6 protein-coding genes are annotated in these 7,227 nt (G+C 70.3%); 1 reads left to right on the top strand and 5 read right to left on the bottom strand.

Annotation, left to right across the window (positions count from 1 at the left end; translation table 11 throughout):
* Nucleotides 1-137 precede the first annotated feature (137 nt).
* The 5 genes from argC to tpiA form a co-directional block, all read right to left on the bottom strand.
* A complete protein-coding gene (gene argC / locus Q0Q47_RS16540; protein ID WP_293862181.1) occupies nt 138-1,067 on the bottom strand; it encodes an N-acetyl-gamma-glutamyl-phosphate reductase in 930 nt (309 codons plus the stop codon).
* A 231-nt stretch (nt 1,068-1,298) separates the two neighbouring features.
* Nucleotides 1,299-1,709, bottom strand: coding sequence for a hypothetical protein (locus tag Q0Q47_RS16535; protein WP_293862178.1), 411 nt, complete (start codon nt 1,707-1,709; stop codon nt 1,299-1,301).
* Between the two features lie 196 nt (nt 1,710-1,905).
* Nucleotides 1,906-3,534: a CTP synthase gene (locus Q0Q47_RS16530; RefSeq protein ID WP_293862175.1), complete on the bottom strand. Its 1,629-nt coding sequence runs from the start codon at nt 3,532-3,534 to the stop codon at nt 1,906-1,908.
* 137 nt (nt 3,535-3,671) lie between these two features.
* The gene (secG, locus tag Q0Q47_RS16525; protein WP_293862172.1) at nt 3,672-4,046 is read right to left on the bottom strand and encodes a preprotein translocase subunit SecG; all 375 of its coding nucleotides are present in this window, start codon (nt 4,044-4,046) and stop codon (nt 3,672-3,674) included.
* 136 nt (nt 4,047-4,182) lie between these two features.
* The gene (tpiA, locus tag Q0Q47_RS16520) at nt 4,183-4,944 is read right to left on the bottom strand and encodes a triose-phosphate isomerase (RefSeq protein ID WP_293862169.1); all 762 of its coding nucleotides are present in this window, start codon (nt 4,942-4,944) and stop codon (nt 4,183-4,185) included.
* A 379-nt stretch (nt 4,945-5,323) separates the two neighbouring features.
* Here tpiA and Q0Q47_RS16515 point away from each other — a divergent pair, with 379 nt between their 5' ends.
* A complete protein-coding gene (locus Q0Q47_RS16515) occupies nt 5,324-7,225 on the top strand; it encodes a SurA N-terminal domain-containing protein (protein WP_293862166.1) in 1,902 nt (633 codons plus the stop codon).
* Nucleotides 7,226-7,227 lie beyond the last annotated feature (2 nt).

Here is a 7,227-nt window from a genome sequence, read left to right as displayed (position 1 = left end):
CACGTCGTCAGTGAATCAGAACCGTCCCGCTCGTGCAAAGGTCTCCAGGATGAGGCAGGTGGGGGCTGGGATCGACTGAGACGCTCTGAACAGACCCCGCAACGGGCGGTTCGCAGGACGCAGGGCGTCCCGGCCGCTCAGTTCATCCCGAGCATGAGCTGCAGGTTCTGCACGGCCGCGCCGGATGCGCCCTTGCCCAGGTTGTCGAGCCTGGCGACCAGGATGGCGTGTCCCCGGGTGGCGTTGCCGTACACCCGGAGTTCCAGCTTGTTGGTGTCGTTGAGGGCCTCGGGCTCGAGCTTGCCGCCCTTCATGGCCGGATCGCCGGCCGGCACCACCGACACGTATTCGCTGCCCGCGAAACGTTCGGCGAGCGCCGCCTCGAGGGCGGCCGGGGTCGGCTGGCCGGGCAGCGTGTCGAGGTGCAGCGGCAGGCTCACCAGCATGCCCTGCCGGAAGTTGCCTACCGACGGCACGAAGATCGGCCGCCGCTTCAGCGCGCCGTAGAGCTGGATCTCGGGCACGTGCTTGTGCTCCAGCCCGAGGCCGTAGAGCTCGAAGCTCGGCGCCTTGCCGGTCTCGAAGGCCTCGATCATCGACTTGCCGCCGCCCGAATAGCCGCTCACGGCGTTCACGGCCACGGGGTGGTCGGCCGGCAACAGGCCCACGTCGACGAGCGGCCGGATGAGCGCGATCGCGCCGGTCGGGTAACAGCCGGGATTGGACACGAACTGCGCCTTGCGGATGGCGTCGGCCTGGCCGGGCGCCATCTCGGCAAAGCCGTAGGCCCAGCCTTCGGCGACGCGATGGGCCGTCGACGCGTCGAGCACCTTGGGTCCGTTGCCGCCGAGCGACTTGGCGAGGGAGGCCGATTCCTTGGCCGCGTCGTCCGGCAGGCAGAGCACGACGGCATCGACTTCCGCCATCATCTCCTTGCGGGCCTGCGGGTCCTTGCGCTTGTCGTGGTCGATGCTGAGCACCTTGAAGGCGCTGAGCGCATCGAGCCGCTCGCGGATGCCGAGGCCGGTCGTACCGGCTTCGCCGTCGATGAATACAGTCGCGGTCATGGCAGGACCTCGTCGCAAGGGAGCGGCCCGTGGCCGCGCGCAGAATGGAGAGATGGGAAGCGAGGAACGGGACGGCAGGGGCCGGGAGCGCGGACGCGCGTCATCGGCGCGCGGAACGTCGGGTCCCGGGCGCGCGTCGCAGTCCGTCGATGATCGTTGCGCGCGTCATGGGACGATGCATTGCGGTCAAACGCCGGCTGTTGTCAAGCGCTCGCCCGTGGGGCGCCGGCCTCAATGGGTCGCGGCGGGCCGGAACGGCCGGAGCTCCTTGACCGCCACCAGGATCTGCGCGACCGGCGGCAGGTCCTCGCGCACCACGATCCCGAACATGGTGATCTCGTCCTCGCGCGCCTCGCGCAGCGGCTTCACGGGCACCAGCGCCGCGGCGGTCGACCCCGGGCCCCAGCCGACGTCGCAGCGCCGCCCGATGGCCAGGTTGCCGTCGTGGTCGGCCCCGGTGGGCACCACGCTGAAGCCTCCGCTATCCTCGGCGAAGACGCGCAGATGCACGCTGTCGACGGATTCGCCGAGCCTGATCTCGACCGAGCAGCCCAGGGAGAGGTCGCAACGCACCTGCGTTTCGTTGGTGAGGCGGCCATCGTCGTGCTGGCGCGCCACATAGATGAGGTGGGATTTCTCCACGCGCGTCTGCGCGCAGACCGGCGTCATCCCCAAGACGGCCAAGGCCGCCACCAGCCATCCCATCCCTGTCCGCATGTCGCTCCCCATCGGCGCTGCTGCAGTGCAGCATGCCGCGGGAGTCGCTCGACGGGGAGATCCGGTCGGACGCGGATGGGACATTCACGGTCCCGTCCGCGGTTGGCCGGCTGGGCTCGGCTCAGACGAGCCGGCTCTGCTCGACCGCGGCCGCGATGAAGCTCGAGAACAGCGGATGCGGCTCGAAGGGGCGCGACTTCAGTTCGGGGTGGTACTGCACGCCGATGAACCAGGGATGGTCCGGAAGCTCGATCGTCTCGGGCAGCAGGCCGTCGGGCGACACGCCGGCGAACTGGACGCCGCGCGCCTCGAGGCGCTCGCGGTAGCCCATGTTGACCTCGTAGCGGTGGCGGTGGCGCTCGGTGATCTGGGTGTCCCCGTAGATCTGCGCGATGCGGCTGCCCTCGGCCAGACGCGCCCGGAAGGCGCCGAGCCGCATCGTGCCGCCGAGATCGCCGCCGGCGGCGCGCTGCTCGAGCTCGTTGCCGCGCATCCACTCCGTCATCAGGCCGACGAGCGGCTCCGAACAGGGGCCGAACTCCGTGGAGTTGGCTTCGGCGATGCCCGCGAGCGACCGGGCCGCCTCGATGACGGCCATCTGCATGCCGAAGCAGATGCCGAAATACGGCACCTTGCGCTCGCGCGCGAAGCCGGCCGCCCGGATCTTGCCCTCCGCGCCGCGGTGGCCGAAGCCGCCGGGCACCAGGATGCCGTGAACGTGCTCGAGGAAGGGCGCCGGGTCCTCGTGCTCGAAGACCTCCGATTCGATCCAGTCGAGCTTCACGCGCACCCGGTTGGCGATGCCGCCATGGGTGAGCGCCTCGATCAGCGACTTGTAGGCGTCCTTCATCCCCGTGTACTTGCCGACCACCGCGATGGTGACCTCACCCTCGGGGTTCTCGATGCGCTCGGTCACCGAGGCCCAGCGCGCCAGGTTGGGCTTGGGCGCCGGCTCGATGCCGAACGCGGCGAGCACTTCCTGGTCGAGCCCGGCGGCGTGGTAGGCGGCCGGCACGGCGTAGATCGAGGACACGTCGCGCGCCTCGATGACGGCGCTCTCGCGGACGTTGCAGAACAGCGCCAGCTTGCGGCGCTCCTCGCGCGGGATCTCGCGGTCCGTGCGGCAGAGCAGGATGTCGGGCTGGATGCCGATGGAGCGCAGCTCCTTGACCGAGTGCTGCGTCGGCTTGGTCTTCAGCTCGCCGGCGCTCGGGATGAACGGCAGCAGCGTGAGGTGCACGTAGACGGCGTGGCCGCGCGGCAGGTCGTTGCCGAGCTGGCGGATGGCCTCGAAGAACGGCAGGCCCTCGATGTCGCCGACAGTGCCGCCGATCTCCACCAGCACGAAGTCCACGCCGTCGTTGCCGGTGAGCACGAACTCCTTGATGGCGTTGGTCACGTGCGGAATGACCTGCACGGTGCCGCCGAGATAGTCGCCGCGACGCTCCTTGGCGATGATGTCCTGGTAGATGCGCCCGGTGGTGATGTTGTCGGCCTTGCTGCAGGGCCGGCCCGTGAACCGCTCGTAGTGACCGAGGTCGAGGTCGGTCTCGGCACCGTCATCGGTGACGAAGACCTCGCCGTGCTGGTACGGGCTCATCGTGCCCGGGTCGACGTTGAGGTAGGGGTCCAGCTTGCGCAGGCGAACCGAGTAGCCGCGGGCCTGCAGGAGGGAACCCAGGGCGGCGGAGGCGAGGCCTTTTCCAAGCGAGGAAACCACGCCGCCGGTGATGAAAACATAGCGAGCCATGGGGAGTTCCGTTTAAGCCTTCGGTCGCGATTCGACGAGGGGGAGCACACGGCACGGCCGGTTGTCCCCAGGCGGGTTGCCCGCCAGACGTCCCTACTCAACGAGAGAGGGCCGGTCGCCCGGCCCTCGGTTCACGCTTACTTCGGCTGCGCGGGGGCGGGTGTCCCGCTTCCCTGCTCCAGCTGGCGGAGCTGGTCGAGGACGCCTCCGGAGCCGCTGGGCGCGGCGGGCGCGCTCTGGCTGGCACCGGGCGCGGAGTCGAGGATCGACTTCGGCTCGCGATGAACGCCGGCCAGGATGGCCAGGATCATGCTCGTGACGAAGAAGGTGGCGCCCAGGATGGCCGTGGTGCGCGTCAGGGCATTGGCCTGGCCGCGACCGGTCAGGAAGCCCGACACGCCGCCGCCGCCGCTCAGGCCCCCGAGCGCGCCGCCCTCGGACCGCTGCAGGAGGATCACTCCCACGAGGCCGAGCACCACGATGAGGTGGATGACGATGAGGACCTGCTGCATGGCACCTTCCAAGCGGAAAGGCCGGGTCGGCATCGCCCCATGGGCGACGGCCCCGGCCGTACGAATGTGAGGCGTCTAGCACGCCACCCCGACGGTGGGAAGATGGGAATGCCCGCGCCGTTCCGCCAGGGCCCGTTCAGCGGTAGACGCCGGCGATGCCCATGAAATCGGAGGCCTTGAGGCTCGCGCCGCCGACCAGCGCGCCGTCGACGTTCTCGACCGCCATCAGCTCGGCCGCGTTGGAGGGCTTCACCGAGCCGCCGTAGAGGATTCGCACGCCTTCGAACTCGCCCTTGCCGACGAGCTTGCGCAGTTCGGCGCGGATCATGCCATGGACTTCCGCCACGTCGGCGACGGTGGGGGTGAGGCCGGTTCCGATCGCCCACACGGGCTCGTAGGCCACGACGAGGCCGGCGGCCGTGGAGCCCTCGGGAATCGAGCCGCGCAGCTGGCGGCGGACGACGGCGAGCGTCTTGCCGGCCTCGCGCTCGTCGCGCGTCTCGCCGACGCAGACGATGGCGGTCAGCGCGGCCCGACGCACGGCCTCGGCCTTGGCGCGCACGTCCTGGTCCTTCTCGCCGTGATCGGCGCGGCGCTCGGAGTGCCCCACGATCACGGCGGTGGCGCCGACGTCGGCCAGCATCTCGGCCGAGACGTCGCCGGTGTGCGCACCCGAGGTCCTGGCGTGGCAGTCCTGCGCGCCGACCGCGATCCCGGTGCCGAGAGCGGCCTTGGCGGCGGCCCACAGGAGCGGGACAGGCGGGCAGACAAGGAGGTCGATCTTGGACCGCAATCCGGCGTCGAAGGCCTGCGCCATGCCGCCGATCTCGGCCAGCGCCGCGCGGGAGCCGTTCATCTTCCAGTTTCCGGCGACGAGCGGGCGGCGGACGGCGGGCATGGCGTGTTCTCCCTGGATGAGCGTGTGCTGCTGTTAGCAGAGCCGGGGTGAGGCGGGAAGCGGGCGAACCGGCTCGGCACGGTGCGTCTGGACGTCGTGCGAGGAATGGCCGTCCAGTTCGAACCGACCTTTCGGCCGTCATCCCCGGGCCTGGCCCGGGGACCCACGACTGACGGGGAGAGCGAGGCCGGCTGAAAGACCATCGATGCGCACGTCCTCGTTCCGAGCAGCCTCCCCTGCGGGCGTGCCGAAGGACGCATTCGGGCGCTGCGCACCCTTGTTGCGGCGCAGAAGGCCCATCCCTATGATGCGCGGCCTTTTGCCCGCCCGCGCGGGCTTTCGGCATTGACCGCGTGACAGGCACACTGGACGGCACATCATGATGGACGGACTGCGCAGGGCAGGACAAACGCTGGTCGGACGCATCGTCGTCGCGATCCTTTTCGGCTTCCTGATCCTGAGCTTCGGCATCTGGGGCGTGGCGGACATGATCCGCAACGTGGGCCACCAGACGGTGGCGAAGGTCGGGTCCTCCGAGATCGCCGTCCAGACCTATCGCGATGCCTACCAGAACGAGCTGCAGAGCCTGTCGCGGCGGGTGCGTCGGCCGATCACCAACGACGAGGCCCGCGCGCTGGGTCTCGAGCAGCAGGTGCTCTCCAAGCTGATCACCGAGGCCGCCCTCGACCAGCGCGTCCGCGACCTGCGCCTCGCCATCTCCGACGAGGCCATCGCCAAGGCGATCGTCGAGGACCAGAACTTCAAGGGCTCGAACGGCCAGTTCGACCGCAACCGCTTCAACGAACTGGTGCGCGCCAGCGGCTTCACCGAGCAGGGCTTCGTCCGGGCCCAGCGCGCCGTCTACCTGCGCCAGCAGCTGGCCGAGGCGGTCGCCGGCGCCATGCCGGCCCCCCTCGCCCTGCGCGACGCGGTGCACCGCTTCCAGAACGAGACGCGGTCGGTGGAGTACATCGTGATCGGCGCCGACAAGGCGGGCGACCCCGGCAAGCCGGACGAGGCCAAGCTCAAGGCCTTCTTCGAGCAGCGCAAGGCGGGCTTCCGGGCCCCCGAGTACCGCAAGGTCAACCTCATGGTGCTGACGGCGGCGGACGTCGCCAAGCCCCAGGAGATCAGCGAGGCGGACGCCCGCGCCACCTACGAGCGGACGAAGGAGCGCTACGGCCAGCCCGAGCGCCGCGTCGTCCGCCAGATCGTCTTCCCGACCCTCGCCGAGGCCAAGGCCGCGTCCGACAAGATCAAGGCCGGCGCTACGTTCCAGTCCATCGCCGACGAGCGTGGTCTCAAGGCGGCCGACACCGATCTCGGCCTGGTGACGCGCGACGCCATCATCGACCCTAAGGTCGCCGAGGCCGCGTTCGCGCTCAAGGCCAACAGCGTCAGCGACCCCATCGAGGGTCGGTTCGGCGGCGTCATCGCCGAGGTCGGGGACGTGCAGCCCGAGAGCGTGAAGAGCTTCGAGAGCGTCGCCGACGAGATCCGGGCCCAGCTCGCGTCCACCCGCGCCCGGGACGCGGTGCAGGACCTGCACGACAAGATCGAGGACCAGCGCGCGTCCGCCCGCCCCCTGGCCGAGATCGCCAAGGAGGTGAAGCTGCCCCTGCGTGCCATCGACGGCCTCGACCGTGCCGGCCGCGACAAGGCCGAGAAGCCGGTCGCCCTCCCCGACCGCGACCAGGTGCTGCGCGCCATCTTCGCCTCCGACATCGGCGCCGACAACGAGGCCATCAGCACCAAGGACGGTGGCTGGGTGTGGTTCGAGGTCACCGGCATCGAGCAGCCCCGCGATCGCACGCTGGACGAGGTGAAGGCCGAGGTCGAGCGCCAGTGGCGTGACGACGAGATCGCCAACCGCGTGGCCGACAAGGCCGCCGAGGTGGTCAAGAAGGTCAATGCCGGCGCGACCCTGGCCGCGGCCGCGGGCGAACTCGGCGTCGAGGTGAAGACCGCGAACGGCGTGAAGCGCCAGGGGGCCGACGGCGGCCTGCCGGCGGCGGCCGTGTCGCAGACCTTCGCCACGGCGGTCGGCAGCACGGCTTCGGCCGTGGGTGCCACGCCGCTCGACCGCGTGGTGCTGAAGGTGACCGGCGCCGAGGTGCCGCCGATCATCTCGACGCAGCAGCAGACCGTGCAGCTCGAGGACCAGATCCGCGTCGCGCTCGGGGACGACCTCCTCAACGCCTACGTGGCGCAGGTGCAGAACGACCTCGGCGTGACCGTGAACGATGCCGCGATGCGGCAGGCGGTCGGCGGCGGCAGCTGACG

Source organism: uncultured Alsobacter sp. (assembly GCF_945952055.1).
Taxonomy (GTDB): Bacteria; Pseudomonadota; Alphaproteobacteria; order Rhizobiales; family Beijerinckiaceae; genus Alsobacter.
This window is presented reverse-complemented; position numbering and strand designations above follow the sequence as displayed.